This is a genomic window from Bradyrhizobium cenepequi (genome assembly GCF_020329485.1).
Classification (GTDB): domain Bacteria; phylum Pseudomonadota; class Alphaproteobacteria; order Rhizobiales; family Xanthobacteraceae; genus Bradyrhizobium; species Bradyrhizobium cenepequi.
Genome location: NZ_JAGKJI010000020.1, coordinates 67832 through 83002, shown reverse-complemented (window position 1 = coordinate 83002; position 15171 = coordinate 67832). Strand labels below are relative to the sequence as shown.

Genomic DNA, 15171 nt, shown 5'->3' with positions numbered 1-15171 from the left:
AAGGCTCCGATGATCGCAACCTTGGACGAAGGAAGCGTTGGCGGCTATTCGGTCGCGTATGGCCGCGAAGACATCTACTTTCCCGTCTACATCACTGCCGCTCTCGCCGCGATCTTCTTCACCGCAACCTGGATCACCGGCGCCCTCTATTGGCTGGCGCCTGCGATAACGGTGGCCGGCTTTACCTACTACAATATCCCGTTGCTGGAGACGGGGCGCCCGACCATCGGCGCCAATCAGTACGGCATCTTCATCCAGGCTTTCGGCCTGATCCGGTGGCGCGCCATCGAACGCATCGACCTCGTTCAGATTGCCGAGCGCGCGATGATCGTTCATGAATTGCAGATTGCGCTCAGCATGCCCCTGAGCGGCGCTCTCGTTGCCGACTGGCGCAAGCAGCCCGTCTATCGCCGCCTGATGCGGCTGCCGTGGCGCATGGACCACCGCGGCGTGGTGCGCATCAATTTGGAGCCATTCGACCGAACGCCCGATGAGATCCATCGGACGTTCCTCAGGATGTGGCGCTACTATCGGAGCTAGTGCACCACTTCACCATGCAGCGCGAGATCGAGGCCGTCGCGCTCGGCGTCCTCGTGCACGCGAAGGCCGACGAACACCTTGACGGCTGCGAGGATGATCAGGGTTACGACGGCATCGTAGACGATCACGGTAGCGACCCCGACGCATTGGTTGAAGAACTGACCGACGTTTCCCTCCAGAACGCCCGGCGTCCCCCCGTATTGCTGAACCGCAAACACGCCGGTGAGCAGTGCCCCGACGATGCCGCCAATCGCATGCACGCCGAAGCAATCCAGCGCGTCATCATAGTTGAATGTGCGTTTCAGGCCGGTGCATCCCCAGTAGCAGAAGACGCCGGCGCCGATTCCAATTGCAAAGGCACCGATCGGGCCGACGAAACCGGAAGCCGGCGTGATGGCAACGAGGCCGGCGACCGCACCCGAGCAGATGCCGACGACGGTCGGCTTGCCCTTGAGCGCCCATTCCACCAGCATCCAGGTGAAAGCCGCAACGGCCGTCGCGATCTGCGTCACCAACATGGCCATGCCGGCCTGCATCCCTGCCGTGACCGCGGAGCCGGCGTTGAAGCCGAACCAGCCAACCCAGAGCAGAGAGGCGCCGATGAAAGTGAGCACCATGTTATGGGCGGGCCCTGTCTCTTTGCGCTTGCCGAGCATGATGGCGCACATCAGACCTGCCACGCCAGCATTGATATGCACGACGGTACCGCCGGCGAAATCGAGCACCTTCACCCATGCGGCCTCGTTGGCAGCGGCAAACACCCCGTCGGGCCCCCAGACCCAATGCGCAACCGGGGCATAGACGAAGACCGCCCACAGGCCGATAAACCAGAGCATGGCCGAGAATTTCATGCGCTCGGCAAATGCGCCGGCGATCAGCGCTGGCGTAATGATCGCAAATGTCATCTGAAAGCAGATGTAGACGGTCTCGGGGATGGTTGGAGCAAGCGGATTGGGATTGCCAATGCCGCCCTTGCCGATGTCGCTCACGATGTCCTTGAGAAACATGCGATCGAGGCCGCCGACAAAGGGCGCGCCAGCGCGAAATGCCATGCTGTAAGTCAGGATGGCGAACAGAATCGTGACAAGGCAGGTGACGGCAAAACTGGTTATCACGGTGTCGCCGACATTCTTCTTGCGCACCATGCCACCATAGAACAGGCCGAGGCCAGGAATTGTCATCATCAACACGAGCGCGACGGATGTGAGCATCCACGCCGTGTCGCCGGAGTTGGGCGTGCAGTTTTCGAGGACCTTGCCGCCGCAGGCCGGCGGCGCTGCATCCTGGGCAAACGCAAGATCGCCTGGTACGAGACCGAGGAGCGCAATTGCCAGGAAAGCAGCCGCAAATTTCACGAGCCTTTGGCTCGCAGGTGTTCTCGAGTGCATCATCGTCCTCCCGTCGCAAGAGAAGTCAGCGAAAGGCTTGAGGAGAGGCTTTGCCGCGCCGGCGCCAGACGCGGGGCTTGCTGCTCGACCGAGGTCACCAAATACCTGGCATCGCCCGCTCGTTCGGTTCTCGCAGTATCTTGGAGCGCCGCAACCGGCCCGCAATGCCTGCCCAGGACTGGCATGCCCTTGGGCACAAGACTCATAGTGCTCGGCGCCGCGGCAAGGTCGCCGAGCTTCAACGGCTGGAGATTGGCGGCGACTAGCCTCATGGCCCGCCAGCATTTCCCGGGTCGCCAAATCGGAAGACGCCCGAGTCGGTCTCCGACCCCAGTTCTTAGTCAGAATTAATCAAGTTTCGTGCCATCCACGATGGAGAGCTAACCTATTGAATTAGCGTCGACTCTAATTCACCGACGCGTGAAGGTGCTTAGTCACTGCCAATTCTAGCGGCGTCCGATTGACTATTATTTAATCACACATTCATCGCCGCCCCCGCGTGGGGGCAGCACGTCCTTGCGAGCATTCGCCGCGAGGGCGGAGTTTACGCCGTCTTCAATAGCGGTGGCTGCGAGGGCCGCACTAGCGCAAACGCCACCTGGATGATGCCGCCGGCGAGACCCAGCGCGACACCGATGCGCCAGGCCATGGTGTAGGAGCCGAGCGCGTCGTAGAGCAGCCCTCCCCCATAGGCGCCAAGGAAGCTGCCGATCTGGTGGCTCATGAAGGCAAGCCCCTGGATCATCGCCTGCCAGCGCAGCCCGAACATCTCCGCCACCGCGCCTGCGACCAGCGGGCCGACACCCATCCAAAGGAAGCCCATGATGGCGCCGAACAGCAGCGTAGAGGCAGGTGTCGCCGGCAGCATGAAATACCAGGCGAGCGCCAGCGAGCGCAGGATGTAGATCGCGCCCAGCAACGCCAGCTTGTTCCAGCGCTGGCCAGCCCAGCCGAAGAACAGCGAGCCGAGCACGTTGAAGCCGCCGATCATGCCGAGCGTCTGCGCGCTCAGCATCGGATCGAGGCCGCAGATCGCGAGATAGGACGGCAGATGCGTGGTGAGAAAGACGAGTTGCATGCCGCAAACGAGATAGGCGCACGTCATCACCACGAACGAGGCATTGCCGAACGCCGCCCTGGCCGCGATTGCGGCGGTCGCCTCACCGATGTCCTCGGACGACGTCGGCCTGGGCAGCGGAACCTGATCGATGCGACCGGCGTACCAGGCGGCAGGGATCATCAGGACCGCCAGCACCACGAAGCCGAGCAGACCGACGCGCCAGCCGAAACCTTCATTGAGCAGTTGCCCGATCGGGGCCGACAGCAGCGCTCCAAGCGACCCGGCGCCCGAGACGATGCCGAGCACGGTCGAGCGCACCGTCTCGGGCACCGCGCGGGCGGCGACCGACATCGCGATCGCGGCCGCCGTGCAGGCGAGCGAGGTACCGATCAGGACGCCGCCGCCGATCATGATGCTCACGACGCCGTGCGCGCCCGCCATGAACGCAAGGCCCGCGATATAGAGCAGCGAGCCGACCACCATGATCGGACGAAAGCCGTAACGCACCGTCATGGCGCCGGCGAGCGGCTGCAGGAAGCCCCAAGCGAGGTTCTGCACCGCCAGCGCCAGGGTGAAGTCAGATACCGAAATCCTGATGTCGTGCGTCAGCGGCTGCATGAAGATGCCGAGGCTCTGCCGCAGGCCCATGCTCAGCGTGAGCATGACGGATGCGCCGATCAGGATGGGAAGCGTGGGACGCAGGACTTGCAGCAAGGGCATTGTTTTTGTTCTCCCTATCGATGGCGGCACAGCAAAGTCTACCTGCGATTCACGCGATTTTTAGTTACACAGACCTGTGTACTTTGGCTATAACAGGGAGGTGCTGTCAAGCGAATGAGATACGGAGCCGTTGCATGGCTTCTCCGCACCAGAAACAGACGATGAAGGACCGCATCCTTCAGACGGCGGACCGGCTGTTCTACCTAAAGGGCATCCGCGCCATCGGCGTCGATACCATTTCCGCCGAGATCGGCATCAGCAAGCGCACGCTCTACAATCACTTTCCGTCCAAGGACGCGCTGATCGCGGCCTATCTCGAACATCGCTTCGTGCAGCCGAAGCCGTCGGACAAGCCGCCGGTCGAGCAGATCCTCGGCACCTTCGATGCGCTGGAGCGTCGCTTTGGCGCCAAGGATTTTCGCGGCTGCCCCTTCGTCAACGCGGTCGCCGAACTCGGTGGCGAAGACAAGTCAGTCAAGAAGGTCGCCATCGCGTTCAAGGAAAGCCGGCGGCTGTGGTTTCGCGATCGATTGACCGAACTCGGCGTTGCCGATCCGGAAGCACTTGCGACCCAGCTGCAATTGCTGGTCGACGGCTCGATCGCACAGGATCTCGTCCGCGACGACCCCGCGATGGCTCGGGCGGCAAAAGAAGCCGCGCGCGTGCTTTTGGAGAATGCGGGTGTGAAAATCAGTAGCCCGGATGGAGCGAAAGCGTAATCCGGGGAGAACTCGCGAGGGTGAGACGACCCGGATTGCGCTTCGCTCCATCCGGGCTACGCAGCATTTAAGCCGCCGCTGAAACCACCCTGTTCCGGCCACCATGCTTGGCGCGGTAGAGCGCGTTGTCGGCGCGCTTGAGCACGTCGGTCACCGACTCGCCCTTGCGCTCCAGCGTGGTGAGGCCGATCGAGATCGTGACCTCGATGCGGTTGACGCCCTTGCTGATGGAGAAGGGTTCGCCGGCGATCGAACGGCGCAGGCGTTCGGCGACCATACCGGCGACGTGAAGGTCGGTTTCCGGCATCACGATCACGAATTCCTCGCCGCCATACCGGCAGGCGAGATCGATGCCGCGGATCGATTTGCGGATCCGGGTCGCGAAGTCGCGCAGGACGTCGTCGCCGGCATCATGACCATAATTGTCGTTGATCGCCTTGAAGTAGTCGATGTCGAGGATCATCAGCGCCAGCGGCTTGCCACGGGCCGAGGCTTGTTCAGCAAGCGTCGCCAGATGGCTCTCCATGTAGCGGCGGTTGTGCAGCCCAGTCAGCGCGTCCGTGATCGCCATCTCGATCGAGTTCTGCACATTGTCGCGCAGATGATCGGTGTAGCGCCGCCGCCGGATCTGCGTGCGCGCACGCGCCAAAAGTTCGTTCTTGTCGATCGGGCGCAGCAGGTAGTCGTTGACGCCGATCTCGAGCCCGCGCAACAGCCGCGCATTGTTGTCGGCATCCGAGATGGCGAGGATCGGCAACTGGCGGGTGCGTTCCAGTGAGCGCGCCTGGCTGCAGAGCCGCAGGCCGTCGTAATTGTCGAGGCTGAGCGAAACGATCATCAAGTCGTAATTGCCCTCGGCGGCATTGAACAGCGCTTCTCCCGGGTTGGTCTCGACATCAACCGTATGCTCGGCGGAAAGCATCGGCGCGAGCCGTTCGTAGGACGACGGCCGGTCATCGACCAATAGGATACGGCCGCCAAGCCCTTTGTCGGCAATCGCGCTACGTTCGGGCGCCTGCATGCCCATTTCGAGCGAGGTAATCGCGCGCATGCGCAATTCATCGGTCATCATCTTCAGTCGCGTCAGCGAGCGCACGCGTGCGATCAACACGACGTCGGACACGGGTTTGGTCAGGAAGTCGTCGGCACCGGCTTCCAGGCCGCGCACGCGGTCAGCCGGGCTGTCGAGCGCAGTGACGATGACGACCGGAATGAAATGCGTGACCGGATTGGACTTGAGCCGACGGCAGACCTCGAAGCCATCCATGTCAGGCATCATGACGTCGAGCAGGATGATGTCGCATTCAGCGCGCGCGCAGATCTGCAGGGCCTCGGCGCCGTTGGAAGCAGTCAGCACGTCGAAATATTCGGCCGACAGTCGCGCTTCCAACAACTTGACGTTCGCGGGAACGTCATCGACCACGAGGATACGTGCGGACATCGAAATACAACTCCCTACCCGATAAAGCGTCGGACGGTCTCAATGAATTTGCCGACCGAAATTGGTTTGGACAAATAGGCCTCGCACCCACCTTCGCGGATGCGTTCCTCATCGCCCTTCATCGCGAACGCGGTGACAGCGACCACCGGGATCTTGCGCAGATCAGGATCGTCCTTGATCCAGCGCGTGACTTCGAGCCCGGAGACCTGCGGAAGCTGGATATCCATCAGGATCAGGTCGGGATGCAGTTTGCGGACGAGATCGAGCGCCTCAAAACCATTGCTCGTGCCGGAGGTCTGATAACCGTGCGCCTCCAGCAGGTCGCGAAAGAGCTTCATATTGAGCTCGTTGTCCTCCACGATCAGGACGGTCTTGGCCATCCCGTCCCTCCAAAGCCGTAGGAAACAGTCCCTGATGCGGTACGTTCGGCACCGCCTTCGGGCGCATCGAAATGTAAAATCAAACTAGCGCCAGATTCGCTCAAACCCGTTAAACTCGACCCCTATCTTGCGTGGTGTGGTTTCCACTTGCTTGAACAGGTCCGAAAGACTCGGGCATGATGCGTCTCATTAGAGAACATAAGTTAACGGAAAGGCAAATCGACCGTTGAAAAAGCCTGTTCAAAACCCTCGCGAAGTAGCTGAAATCGTTGCGGTTCAGGCGCTGGGTTTCATCGCCGGCGACCCCGAAAGGCTGGGCCTGTTCCTGGCCGAGACCGGAATCGGACCGGAGACGCTCCGCTCGGCCGCCTCCGACCCAAAGTTCCTTAGCTCGGTGCTCGATTTCGTGATGCGGGATGATGCGACAGTGAAGGCGTTTGCGAAGGCTTCCGAACTGCACCCGACGAACATTGCCGCGGCCCACCAGGTCTTGAACGATCCCAAATGGGAACGCGACGTGCCGTGAGCGCGGCGCTCACGAGCAACGGTCCCCACTGCTTCTGCCGGGATTGCCTCGGCGATCTCGACTTCAAGGCAAGACGCTGCAGCCATTGCGGCTCACCGCGCCTGGTCCGCCATCACGCCCTGCCCCGGCTTGCACTGGCCCATATCGATTGCGACGCCTTCTACGCCACGGTCGAGAAGCGTGACAGTCCCGAGCTAGCCGACAAGCCGGTCATCATCGGCGGCGGCAAGCGCGGCGTGGTGTCGGCCGCCTGCTACGTTGCGCGAACGTTTGGCGTGCGCTCGGCGATGCCGATGTTCAAGGCGCTCGAGCTTTGCCCGTCCGCGACCGTAATCCCACCGGACATGGCGAAATATGTCCGCGTCGGCCGCGAGGTGCGCCAGGCGATGCAGGCGCTGACGCCCCTGGTCGAGCCGTTGTCGATCGACGAGGCCTTCCTCGACCTTTCCGGCACGGAACGCGTCCACGGCATGATCCCCGCAAAAGTGCTGGCAGCATTTGCCCGCGACGTCGAGCGCGATATCGGAATTACCGTGTCGGTCGGGCTGTCCTGCAACAAGTTCCTGGCCAAGATCGCCTCCGACCTCGACAAGCCACGCGGCTTCGCCACGCTGGACCAGGACGAAGCGCGCGAGATGCTCGCGGACAAGCCTGTAGGCTTCATCTTCGGCGTCGGGCCTGCGACTGAGGAAAGGCTGATCCAGCGCGGCTTTCGCACCATCGCCGACCTGCAGCGCGCGGACGAGAACGAGCTGATGAAGCAGTTCGCAAGCGAAGGCCGCAGGCTGTGGCGGCTCGCGCGCGGCATCGACGACCGCCGCGTGGTGGCAGATCGCGGCGCCAAGACGATCTCGAGCGAGACCACATTCGAGAACGACATCCGCGATTTCGTCACGCTGGAAAGGCTGTTGTGGAGATTGTCCGAGAAGGTCTCGGCGCGGCTGAAGAACAGCGAGCTTGCGGGCTCCACGATCACGCTGAAGCTGAAGACCGCCGATTTCCGCCCACGGACCCGCTCGCAATCGATCGCGGCGCCGACGCAGCTCGCCGGAAAGATCTTTGCGGTCTCGCGCGAGATGCTGGCGAAGGAGATCGACGGCACCGCCTTCCGCCTGATGGGTGTCGGCGTCAGCGCGCTGCGGGCGGGATCGGCGGCCGACGACACTGACATGCTCGACCGACGCTCCGCCCATGCCGAACGCGCCATGGATGACCTGCGGAAGAAATTCGGAAACGCCGCTGTGATTAGGGGGATCGCCTATCAGGGGCCGGAGAAGACAGAGGGGTGAAATCCCTCACTTACACGGCTTCGTATCCCTGACGTCGAACTTGCCCATCGCGCCAGAAATCACGAAGTCATTGTAATCCAGCACCAGCGCGCGGGAGACGCCGTTCTCGTAGAGCTCGAACGACATCGCATAGACCGGCGTCTGCTCGCCTTCGTTGTTCTTGGCGTCGCGGTCATAGTAGCTCACCGTGACCGGCCAGCGGGTCATCGATTTCATTGCATCGTTTGCGGTCGAGGCATCGGGTAATGCCGGCGCGCGGTCGCCCGGAATCGGCTGTCCGATCACCGAAAGCGTGTTGTAGACCTTTTCGCCATTGTCGGAACCATCATAGACGGTGAGCTCCAGCACGCTCTTGCCCTCGCGCGCGGCGGCGATGATGTGCTGGATCTGCTCGGTTGGGAATACGACGCTGCCGTCGAGCTGGAAGGTCTTCGCCACCGGCTGCTTCAGCTTGACCGTGATGTGGTCGCCCTCGCGCTCCGCCACGCCATCAACCGGCGCGGAATTGCTGTCATTCATCCGCGTGTCGATGTTGAAGCGGTAGCTCTTGCCGGCCGCGTCCTCCCAGGACGTAGAGCGCAGGTCGGAGAGCGTCACCTTGCCCTCGCCGCTGTCGAGCTCCGATACCTGGCGGAATTCGGATGTGTAGCCCTCGCAGGTACTGCCGGAAAAATTGTACAGGATGCGCCCGCGCACGCCGCTGATGGCGTTGGAACCGCGCGACTTCACGAGATTGAGTTCGTAGAGCGCCTGATGCGACAGAAACGGCACCGGTCCAGCCGTGGCCGCACCGTTCGGGAATCCCAGTCCTGCGGCTACGGCAATGGTCATCGCCAAAACGCGAGGCGGAATCCGGAACAGGCGGGCCATGTATATTCCTTTAGGAAACGGACGATTCGTCACAATAGTGATGGCTCTATTGCGCCGCAACTGGGGCAATCTCACAAAAAGGTAACACCGAGCATGCGAACGAAGCATTTTCCGGCATATTTCTCCGAGGCTTACGCGATGAAGTGTCATTGTTGATCGATCCGCAGCCGACTTGAAAGCGACGGCGCGATGCGCGAAACAATGCGGCCTGATTGGTCACTGAACCGGGGACGGAAAACATGGCAGGTACGGTCGAACAGAAACTGGCGGCACAGGGCATCACCCTGCCCGAGCCTGCCGCTCCGGTGGCGAACTATGTCGGCTTCGTTCGCACTGGCAATCTGCTGTTCGTCTCCGGCCAGCTTTGCTTCGATGCCCAGGGCAAGCTGATCGCCAAGGGCAAGCTGGGCGCGGGCGTCACCCTCGAGCAGGGTCATGCCGCCGCCCGCGGCTGCGCGATCAACCTGTTTGCCCAGATCAAGGCCGCGCTTGGCGACCTCGATAAGGTTGCGCGCGTCGTGCGGCTCGGCGGCTTCATCAATTCGACGCCCGACTTCCTGGACGCGCCGAAGGTGCTGAACGGCGCGTCGGATCTGATGGTGCTGGCCTTCGGCGATAAGGGCCGGCACGCCCGAACCACCATCGGCGTCGCTTCGCTACCTGCAGACGCTGCCGTGGAAGTCGAGGGATTGTTCGAGGTCACCTGAGCGATGCGGGCACCCGACTGGCTGACGGCGCGGCCGGTCGCCCATCGCGGCCTGCATGATGCCGCGCGCGGCATCATCGAGAACATGCCAGCGGCGGCGGAGGCCGCCATCGCGGGCAATTTCACCATCGAGTGCGATATCCAGCTCAGCGCCGACGGCGAGGCCATGGTGCATCACGACGATGCGCTCGGCCGCCTCACCGAGGGCTCGGGCCTCCTGCTCACCAAGACGGCAGCCGAATTGAAGGCCGTCAGGTTCAAGAACACCGGCGAGCGCATGATGTCGCTTGGCGACCTCTGCGCGCTGGTGGCTGGCCGCGTGCCGCTGCTGGTCGAGGTGAAGAGCCATTTTGACGGTGACCGCAAATTGGTGAAGCGGATGGCCGAGGTGCTGAGCACCTATTCCGGGCCCGTGGTCGGCATGTCCTTTGATCCGGACCAGGTGCTGGCGCTGCGCGAGATCATGCCAAGGCTTCACCGCGGCATCACCGCCCAGCGCACCTATGACGACGCCTATTGGGCGAAGCTCGCGCCAGCACAGCGCGACAGCATGCTGTACCTGCGCCATGGCTTTCGCACCGAACCGCATTTCGTCGCCTATTGGGTCGAGCAATTGCCGGCGCCGGCGCCATGGATCGCGCGCAACCTGTTCGGCTGCCCACTCCTGGCCTGGACCGTACGCACGCCGGAGCAGCACGCGAAAGCGGCGCGCTATGCCGACCAGATGATCTTCGAAGGTTTCATTCCGGGAACCTGAGATGTGGCTGGCGGCCTTGAAGTCGGCATTGCGATGCACGATCTTTAGAGGGCGCAGGTCACCATGGGCGATGGCCGCTCGCACTGGGGACCGGTTCAAATTCTCAATGGCCTCATCTGAAATCACCCTCGAAGCTGTTCCGTCCGTCAGCGATATCAAGGCTGCCGACTGGGACGCTTGCGCCAATCCGGCGCCCGAGACGGACTCGCTCGACGAACTCGACACGCTGGCCTCATCCAGTTCCGGAGGTGCTGCGTGCATCCACGCAAAGCCTTCCTATAACCCCCTCGTTTCGCACGCATTTTTTGCAGCCTTGGAGGCTTCCGGTTCGGCCGTCGCACGGACCGGCTGGGGGCCGCGGCATCTTCTGGCCAAGCTGGACGGCGAGATCGTCGGGATCGTCCCCTGCTACCTCAAGTCCCACTCGCAGGGCGAATACGTCTTCGATCGCGGCTGGGCGGACGCCTATGAGCGCGCCGGCGGCCGGTATTATCCGAAGCTCCAGGTATCGGTGCCCTTCACGCCCGCCACCGGGCCGCGACTCTTGCTTCGCAACGGCATCCACCGTGAGCAGATCAGGTCGGCACTTGCCCATGGCCTGATGGCGCTGTGCGATGCTAGCGAGGCCTCTTCGGTGCACGTGACCTTTGCAAGCGAGGCCGAGGCGAAGTTTCTCGGCGGACATGGTTTTCTGCAGCGAACCGACCAGCAGTTCCACTGGCACAATGCCGGCTTCAAGATCTTCGACGATTTCCTCGCCACGCTGAACTCACGCCACCGCAAGGCGATCAAGCGAGAGCGGCGCGAAGCGCTTGCGGCCGATGTCACGATCCACTGGCTGACTGGCGACGAGATCACCGAGGATGCGTGGGACGCGTTCTTCGACTTCTACATGGAGACCGGCTCGCGCAAATGGGGGCGGCCGTATCTGAACCGGAAATTCTTCTCGCTGATCGGCGAGAGCATGGCAAAGGATGTGCTGCTGGTCATGGCGAAGCGTCAAGGCCGCTGGATCGCAGGGGCGATCAACTTCATCGGTTCTGACACGCTGTTCGGCCGCAACTGGGGCGCGATCGAGCACCATCCGTTCCTGCATTTCGAGGTCTGCTATTACCAGGCGATCGATTTCGCCATCCAGAGCGGATTGAAGGTGGTCGAGGCGGGCGCCCAGGGCGAGCACAAGCTCGCGCGTGGATATCTGCCGCAGACGACCTATTCCGCCCACTACATCGCCGACCCAGGCCTGCGTCGGGCGATCGCCGATTACCTCAAGCGCGAGCGCACCTACGTCGCCGAGGTCGGGCGCGAGCTCACCGAGGCCGGCCCGTTCCGCAAGGGCGGCGACGAGGCCTGAGCTTTCTGCTACGACCCCAGAACTTTAGACTGATGTGAGGAACCGCCATGCCCGCCTACGACCCCCAAAACCCCTTCGCAAAGATCCTGCGCGGCGAATTCCCTTGCTACAAGGTCTACGAAAATGAGCACGTGCTGGCCTTCCTTGACATCATGCCGCGCTCGTCCGGCCATACGCTGGTGATCCCGAAGGCCCCCGCCCGCAACATCCTCGATGTCTCGCCCGATGACTACGCCCATGTCGCGCGCGCTGCCCACAAGATCGCGGCCGCGGCGATGAAGGCGTTCCAGGCGGATGGCATCACCGTGCAGCAATTCAACGAACCGGCCGGCGGCCAGGTCGTCTTTCACCTCCACATGCATGTGATGCCACGCCATGACGGCGTCGCGCTGTTGCCGCCGGCGAGCCGCAAGGAGGATGTGAAGGTGCTGGAGGACCATGCGGCCAAGCTGATCGCAGCGCTGGGGTAACGGCTTCTGTCATCCCGAGGCGCGCGTAGCGCGAGCTATGATGTGCAATTGCACATCAGAGAATCCATCGGGCCGCATGAGCGATGGCGAAATGGATTTCGGGCTCGTCCTTCGGACGCCCCGAAATGACAGGGAGAAAAATCACTCCGTCTCGAAATCGCCGGGCTGCGGCGGCGCCAGCGGTGTGAACTCGCAGCGATCGGGTTTGACGTCGAGCAGCGGCGTCCCGTCGAGGCAGTCCAGTCCGCGCACCAGGATGACGTTGCCCTCGACGCCGACCAGCTTCACGATCGAGGTCGCGATCGGGTTCGGCCGCACCGGGGAGCGCAGCGAGAAGGCGCCGCGGGTCTTTCCGTTGCTCTTCGGGCTCTGCAGCACGAGGTCGCGGCGCGACTGGTGCAGCCAGTAGAGCACCTCGAGATTCCCGTAGAAATCGACGCCCTTGATGGCGCGCACCCATGGCTCGAAAATCTCGAGGCGACAGACAGGACCGTCATGGCGTCCCTGCCGCGGCGTCATCAGCCGCGAGGTCCAGGGCGTGCGGATGCGGCCGATGAAGATGAGGCCGGCATCGCGCGCCGGTGGCATCTCGATGGCGACTTCGCCCGGGCGTATCTCACCTTCTCGAACCATGTCTCAATCCAGGAATAGCTTTGCTCAACGCAACAGTAACGCATTGCGCGGCTGCTGCAATCAGCCGAGCCACCATTGTCCGCCGACCAGGATCACTTCGCCGATGGCGACGCCCGCGAAGATCGATTTCCGCGACAGCATGAACGCGGCGAAGCCTGCGGCCACAGCCCCGTAGCGCAACACGGCTGGAACACTTGCCAGCGCGCCGGGCGGCTGCACCACGATCTGCGCAATGACGCCAGCCAAAATCGCAGTCGCGAGTGCCCTCACCCACACCAGCAGCTCCGAGCCCTCGTCGAGCCCGCCGCCGAACCATAGGCCCAGCATGCGCCAGATCTGGTTCGGGATGACACCGGCCACGAACAGGACCACGAGCGCATGCCAGTCGCCGATGAAGGTGCTCATGCGATCACCTTTGCCCGTACCCGGTGCACACCATAGGCGATGGTGCCTGCGACGACGCCGCTGACCAGGATATCGAGGCCGCTGTTGAGCAGCGTCGCCACCGGATACAGCGCCAGCCCGAGCGCGAGTGCGATACCGTCGGCGAGCTCCCGGCAATTGCGCGCGGTCGAGAACAGGAACGCCAGCGGCGTCAGCATCAGGATCGCCGCGGCGAAAAGCGGCGAGAGATTGGCTGCGAGCAGGTAGCCGATCGTGTTGGCCACCACAGAGAGAAAGACCAGCCCGCAACCGAGCCCTTGAATGAAGGCGATGCGGCGCTCCCGCGGCACCTGCGGCAGAAAGCGATGGCATTCGACCCACAGCGTCACGGCGGTGAGATGCGCCACCAGGATCAGGTGCCGCCGTTTCGTCTTTGGCGTGCGCATCATCGGCAGGACGGACACCACCATCGGAAACAGGCGGATGGCGCTGACGGTCACCGCGATCGCGGATTGCAAGATGGTGGCGCCCGAACCGAGCGTCGACACCAGGATGATCTGCGCCGGTCCAGCCCAGACGAACACTGTGCTCGCCAACGTCCAGGCCAGCGAGAATCCCGTGTCATGCGCCAGCGCCCCAATGCCTAGATAGGTCGCGAACAGCACCAGGGCCAGGATGGTCGAGCCGACCGACCGCACACCCCAGAGGAAGGCGCGGAGCGAGCTATGCCATTGCGAGGAATCGAGCGGAGGAAGCGCCACGTGGGACCGGTGAAAGGTTTGAATTGAGCGGCATAGGGCGGATGAAGGCCGGCCACGTCAAGCAAACGCGTCTCAGAGCTGTCATGCAGTGGCGGCGGCGTCCCGCCCTGAGCCGGGACGGTGAAAACGACTATCTGCTCATGCCCGGATTCCGTAACACGAAGCAGGCGCCGCCGGCCTTGCGGATGCGGCTACAGAGATTTTCGGCTTCGGGCCGCGTGTCGGCGCCGATACGCGCCTGATAGAAGGTGGCCGTGCCACGGGTGCGCAGGCGCGCGGCGAACAGGCTCGGATCGTGGTCGCCGATCACGGCGCTCAGGCTCTTCATCGCGCGCGCATACATCGCGAGCGCCTTCTCGCGGTTGAAGCCGGCGGCAAGCTGAACGCCCCAGACCTTTGCGGCTGCGAGCGTGACGTGCTGTTCAAGGCCGGCAACGAACGGGTTCGGCGCGCGCTTGAGAAGCGCCATCAATTCGCGACAGCTCGACGTTCGCGGACGCGCTGGCATCTTGCCGGTACGGCCGGCTGCCGCCCATTCGTCAACGCTGGAGCCCGTGATCGCGTACACGTAGTTGCGCGTCTCCTGCGGCATGTAACCGGTGCCCGCGAGCCATTCCTGCACCCGGCGCGGTCCGGCGTTGTAGGCCGCGGCGGCTAGGCCGAGATTGCCGAACTGGTTGTGCAGCTCGCTGAGGAATTCGGCCGACTTCGGCAGCGCCTGCACGGGACTGAAGGGATCGAGCAGGCCGCGATCGTTCGCCGTTCCCGGCATGAACTGCGCGATGCCCTGCGCGCGCTGGCCGTTCCGCGTCACCGGCCCGACCGCATCGGGCTGAAACCGGCTCTCCTGCCAGATCACGCGAGCAAAGAATTCGAGTGGCAGATCGTTCGCTCGTGCAGCGGATTCAATCATCAGGCACATCGCTTCCCGCGCCTCGCCTTCGCGCGCCGTCTCAGGCAGCTTTTCCGGGGGACGCGCGAGTTCCTCGACGCTCGGGTGCACGATGCGGCTGACAGGTTCTTCAGCTGCCGCCGGCGCCAGCCACAGCAGGATCGCGAGAGCAGCGCTGAAACGTGGGACTATCGGCATTATCCTAGGTCAGATAAATCAATCCTTGACTTGGGCCGCACGACAACTAGCAACTTGGGTATTATCAACGCGCCAGGGCCAAA

17 protein-coding genes are annotated in these 15171 nt (G+C 63.0%); 8 read left to right on the top strand and 9 right to left on the bottom strand.

What is annotated here, in order from left to right; translation table 11 throughout:
* Positions 1–9 precede the first annotated feature (9 nt).
* Positions 10–540, top strand: a complete 531-nt coding sequence (locus J6497_RS21210) for a hypothetical protein (protein ID WP_225706221.1) — start codon at positions 10–12, stop codon at positions 538–540.
* Here J6497_RS21210 and J6497_RS21205 read toward each other — a convergent pair.
* Together J6497_RS21205 and J6497_RS21200 are read right to left on the bottom strand one after the other, a co-directional pair.
* On the bottom strand, positions 537–1928 hold the full coding sequence (locus J6497_RS21205; protein ID WP_376708251.1) for an ammonium transporter: 1392 nt from the start codon (positions 1926–1928) through the stop codon (positions 537–539). The two genes, J6497_RS21210 and J6497_RS21205, sit on opposite strands and share 4 nt — an antisense overlap.
* Positions 1929–2472: 544 nt before the next feature.
* Positions 2473–3708 carry an MFS transporter gene (locus J6497_RS21200; RefSeq protein WP_225706220.1) on the bottom strand — a complete coding sequence of 412 codons (1236 nt, stop codon included), beginning with the start codon at positions 3706–3708 and terminating at the stop codon, positions 2473–2475.
* A gap of 134 nt (positions 3709–3842) precedes the next feature.
* Here J6497_RS21200 and J6497_RS21195 point away from each other — a divergent pair, with 134 nt between their 5' ends.
* Positions 3843–4427 (top strand): TetR/AcrR family transcriptional regulator, encoded by a 585-nt coding sequence (locus J6497_RS21195; RefSeq protein ID WP_376708250.1) that lies wholly within the window; start codon positions 3843–3845, stop codon positions 4425–4427.
* 67 nt (positions 4428–4494) lie between these two features.
* Here the strand turns inward: J6497_RS21195 and J6497_RS21190 are convergent, their stop codons facing one another.
* Both J6497_RS21190 and J6497_RS21185 read right to left on the bottom strand, forming a co-directional pair.
* Positions 4495–5868, bottom strand: a complete 1374-nt coding sequence (locus tag J6497_RS21190) for a PleD family two-component system response regulator (protein WP_225706219.1) — start codon at positions 5866–5868, stop codon at positions 4495–4497.
* Positions 5869–5882: 14 nt separating this feature from the next.
* A complete protein-coding gene (locus J6497_RS21185) occupies positions 5883–6248 on the bottom strand; it encodes a response regulator (protein ID WP_027581229.1) in 366 nt (121 codons plus the stop codon).
* Positions 6249–6474: 226 nt separating this feature from the next.
* Between J6497_RS21185 and J6497_RS21180 the strand changes: the two genes are divergently transcribed.
* Positions 6475–6774, top strand: coding sequence for a DUF3572 domain-containing protein (locus tag J6497_RS21180; protein WP_225706218.1), 300 nt, complete (start codon positions 6475–6477; stop codon positions 6772–6774).
* The gene (locus J6497_RS21175; protein ID WP_225706217.1) at positions 6753–8063 is read left to right on the top strand and encodes a DNA polymerase IV; all 1311 of its coding nucleotides are present in this window, start codon (positions 6753–6755) and stop codon (positions 8061–8063) included. Before J6497_RS21180 ends, J6497_RS21175 begins: the two co-directional genes overlap by 22 nt.
* 6 nt (positions 8064–8069) lie before the next feature.
* Here J6497_RS21175 and J6497_RS21170 read toward each other — a convergent pair whose 3' ends face one another.
* Positions 8070–8933 carry a cell envelope integrity EipB family protein gene (locus J6497_RS21170; RefSeq protein ID WP_376708249.1) on the bottom strand — a complete coding sequence of 288 codons (864 nt, stop codon included), beginning with the start codon at positions 8931–8933 and terminating at the stop codon, positions 8070–8072.
* A gap of 239 nt (positions 8934–9172) precedes the next feature.
* On the opposite strand from J6497_RS21170, the gene J6497_RS21165 reads away from it, so the two are divergent.
* The 4 genes from J6497_RS21165 to J6497_RS21150 all read left to right on the top strand — a co-directional run bounded on the left by J6497_RS21165 (position 9173) and on the right by J6497_RS21150 (position 12220).
* The gene (locus J6497_RS21165) at positions 9173–9640 is read left to right on the top strand and encodes a RidA family protein (RefSeq protein WP_225706216.1); all 468 of its coding nucleotides are present in this window, start codon (positions 9173–9175) and stop codon (positions 9638–9640) included.
* Between the two features lie 3 nt (positions 9641–9643).
* On the top strand, positions 9644–10396 hold the full coding sequence (locus tag J6497_RS21160; RefSeq protein ID WP_225706215.1) for a glycerophosphodiester phosphodiesterase: 753 nt from the start codon (positions 9644–9646) through the stop codon (positions 10394–10396).
* A 106-nt stretch (positions 10397–10502) separates the two neighbouring features.
* Entirely contained in the window at positions 10503–11750 is a 1248-nt protein-coding gene (locus tag J6497_RS21155) for a GNAT family N-acetyltransferase (protein ID WP_225706214.1), read from the top strand.
* A gap of 47 nt (positions 11751–11797) precedes the next feature.
* Positions 11798–12220 carry an HIT domain-containing protein gene (locus tag J6497_RS21150; RefSeq protein WP_225706213.1) on the top strand — a complete coding sequence of 141 codons (423 nt, stop codon included), beginning with the start codon at positions 11798–11800 and terminating at the stop codon, positions 12218–12220.
* Between the two features lie 141 nt (positions 12221–12361).
* Here the strand turns inward: J6497_RS21150 and tsaA are convergent, their stop codons facing one another.
* From tsaA to J6497_RS21130, 4 genes are all read right to left on the bottom strand, one after another.
* A complete protein-coding gene (gene tsaA / locus J6497_RS21145; protein ID WP_225706212.1) occupies positions 12362–12853 on the bottom strand; it encodes a tRNA (N6-threonylcarbamoyladenosine(37)-N6)-methyltransferase TrmO in 492 nt (163 codons plus the stop codon).
* 60 nt (positions 12854–12913) lie between these two features.
* Positions 12914–13258, bottom strand: coding sequence for an AzlD domain-containing protein (locus tag J6497_RS21140; RefSeq protein ID WP_225706211.1), 345 nt, complete (start codon positions 13256–13258; stop codon positions 12914–12916).
* Positions 13255–13998, bottom strand: a complete 744-nt coding sequence (locus J6497_RS21135; RefSeq protein ID WP_225706210.1) for an AzlC family ABC transporter permease — start codon at positions 13996–13998, stop codon at positions 13255–13257. Before J6497_RS21135 ends, J6497_RS21140 begins: the two co-directional genes overlap by 4 nt.
* Before the next feature lie 130 nt (positions 13999–14128).
* Complete coding sequence (locus tag J6497_RS21130; protein ID WP_225706209.1) at positions 14129–15088, bottom strand: lytic transglycosylase domain-containing protein; 960 nt, start codon at positions 15086–15088, stop codon at positions 14129–14131.
* Positions 15089–15171 lie beyond the last annotated feature (83 nt).